The 2,766-nt window shown below is 37.6% G+C and carries 2 protein-coding genes; one reads left to right on the top strand and one right to left on the bottom strand.

Annotated elements, in window-relative coordinates:
• Positions 1-407: 407 nt before the first annotated feature.
• Positions 408-1,298: a LysR substrate-binding domain-containing protein gene (locus CWB85_RS20355; protein ID WP_138555886.1), complete on the bottom strand. Its 891-nt coding sequence runs from the start codon at positions 1,296-1,298 to the stop codon at positions 408-410.
• Positions 1,299-1,681: 383 nt separating this feature from the next.
• Between CWB85_RS20355 and CWB85_RS20350 the strand changes: the two genes are divergently transcribed.
• Positions 1,682-2,365 carry a cupin domain-containing protein gene (locus CWB85_RS20350; protein ID WP_138555885.1) on the top strand — a complete coding sequence of 228 codons (684 nt, stop codon included), beginning with the start codon at positions 1,682-1,684 and terminating at the stop codon, positions 2,363-2,365.
• The last annotated feature ends 401 nt before the right edge of the window (positions 2,366-2,766 follow it).

Here is a 2,766-nt window from a genome sequence, read left to right as displayed (position 1 = left end):
AAGGGGTTTACTCAGGCTTAATAAGGCACATGCGAATAGGGAATAACGGACTTATTATCCATCAAACAGCGACTAATCAATTAGCTGAAGTTACTTGGGCTAAATGATAAATTGCATTAGCTTATAAGCCGCACCAGCTTGCTATCGCAATACATTGCAATTAGTAGCAACGCAAGGGCAAGTAATGGTGTATAAATAAAAGATGCTACCACATCACCTCGCATAACGACGTTGAATATGATCGGTATCAAGATGATCACAGTTGCTATGATCCTATAACCGATGAGTAAGGCTTTGTTGAGCATGGGGCTAATCATTCTATTTGTTTATAGTATGAAGTCACTTTAAAAAATAATGACTAGCAGCACAAAAGCATAATATTCACCTAAATGGTGAATGACATTCATCTATTGAGTAATAAGCTCTGATTTTTTTAGCCAACTGATAAAACATTGTATATCGTGGCGTTCAGCATCTTCTTGCCGATAGAGCGCATACAATGATTTTGGGTAGCGCATAAATTCATTAAATGGTGCAACAATAATACCGTGACTCAGAGAGGCATTTTCAATGGGGAACATGGCAAGGGTCATACCTAAACCTTGTGTGGCAGCATTCATTGCGGAGTCGTAGTCATTAAAGGTAAGAGAACGCTTACTGCTAGTGAGTGTGACACCAACTGCTTTTGCCCATTGCTGCCACGCGTCGTCAACATAAGTAAAGTCAATTAACGGTAACTGATTAATATCTGTTAATAACTTTGGTTGGTGTTGGTTGGCAAACTCAGGTGAGCATACTGCAGCAACATGAATATCCATCAGTTTATGGGTGATTGTATTGGGCCAATTACCATCGCCTAGCCTGATTGCTAAATCAATATCATCATAGCGTAAATCAGACAACTTATTGCCGATCTCTATTTTGATTTCAATGTCAGGGTGTGCAGCCTGAAATGCACCAAGTTGCGGAATGATAATGTTACTGGCCAAAGTGGTGAAACACGATATTTTAAGAGCGGGCGACGAAAAACGATGTCGCAACTTTTTAGTGCCCTCTTCAAATTGATTTAGCCCTTGCTGAATATATTTTAGATACATATTGCCTGCTGGATTCAGTGTTACACCGCGGCTTTTTCGTTGAAATAAAGCAAACCCCAAATGCTCTTCAAGGGCTTTTATTTGATGGCTAACTGCTGACGGTGTAATAAATAGCTCTTCACTGGCGGCTTTAAAGTTTTCTAAACGGCCTGCTGCTTCAAAAATGCTTAACAGGTGAAGAGGGGGATATTTATGTTTCATTAGTAATGATGCCGATCTGCAGTTTACACAAGCATAAATTAAAAGTTGCAATAGGTGAATATAATTCAGCATATAATGTTTGAGAAATAAGCTAAGCATACTACTTCGAAGGCATCGCTAGCGCTTTATAACTTTTTAAATTTACGCCGTAAAAAGGTTACATGTGCGTGAAATTCTTTAATGTTTTATTTGCGATTAATTTCTTAATATTGATATTTAAAGATCGTTTCTTTTTAAGCTCGATCATTCACTACTGCGGTTATGTGTGTAAATAAAGTCGCGACGAGTCAGAAAGTTATGAAGGTTAGCCTTTAACTCGTTAGCATGTTAGTTTAGAGTTTTTACTTTAAATTATTGTTTTCAACCAGATGATAAGGATTATTATGAAGTTATTGTCAGCTATATTTGCATGTATGGCGCTTTCTATGGGCTCAGCTCATGCCACGACAGATTGCGAACCGGGGCAAAAAACAACTCAAGCATGTATTGATTCCATTAAGTTTAAAAATAGCGATTTTTATGATGCCAGTGGGGTGTTTTTAAAAGAAAAAGCCAAAGATGCGATCTTAGCTTTGCTTAATTATCATGGGTATCCTGTGTTTGACGGCATACGCGAAAAGATTTTTGTAATGGATTATAACAGCGGCAATTTTTTGAATGTTGGGTTGTCGGGCTTAATGTACGAAAATAACCAAACCAATCTCTATATGCTGTTGGATATATTTTTACTACCAAACCAGATGCTTGCAGAGCATTGGCATGTTGATGGTGAAACAACAGCAGCAAAACGTGAAGGTTGGTTAGTTCGTTGGGGGAAAAGCTATATTGCTGGGATAGGTGAAAATAATATGGCTGATCACCCTGAAGTGACGATCCCTAAAATACATTGGGATGGGAAAGTCTCTGCGCAACATATTGAGGTTGCCGAACCTGGTGATTTCTTGAATTTAAAGCAAGTGCTGTCTCCACATTGGCAAATGGCAGGAAACGAGGGGGCTATTATCACCGAAGTAGCAAACTTTGCTGATGGTAAAGCGGTTAAGCGCTCAGATCCTAAAATGAATTAATCCCACTATAAATAGGTCTTTTAGGCCCGAGAGTCGCTAGTACAGATTTTCATACTGTAGCGGTGGCACTCTTTCGTAATTTTAAACACTGATTATTTCTTATAATCAGTGTTTAAAACGAATTTAGCATCATGTGATTTCTCTGTTGCCTCTTATACAGCTTTGAATTTAACAATGTTTAGTAATACCAATCGGCTTAAATATTTAACCATTCTAGCGAGCTAAATAAAGCGCTAACGGCGTTATAAATTTTTCATGTAGAACAACTACATGTCAAAATTTATGCCTTGTTATCACTGTATTTATCTGTCGCTATAAATGGTCAGTAACTTAACACGATTGGTATAAAAAATATAATATATATAAATACAACCTTATCAAGGTGGTATTTTTTATCTTGC

This window comes from Pseudoalteromonas sp. S1727 (genome assembly GCF_005886375.1).
GTDB lineage: Bacteria > Pseudomonadota > Gammaproteobacteria > Enterobacterales > Alteromonadaceae > Pseudoalteromonas > Pseudoalteromonas haloplanktis.
The sequence above is the reverse complement of the archived record's forward strand: the minus strand, read 5'-3'. Positions and strand labels throughout refer to the sequence as shown.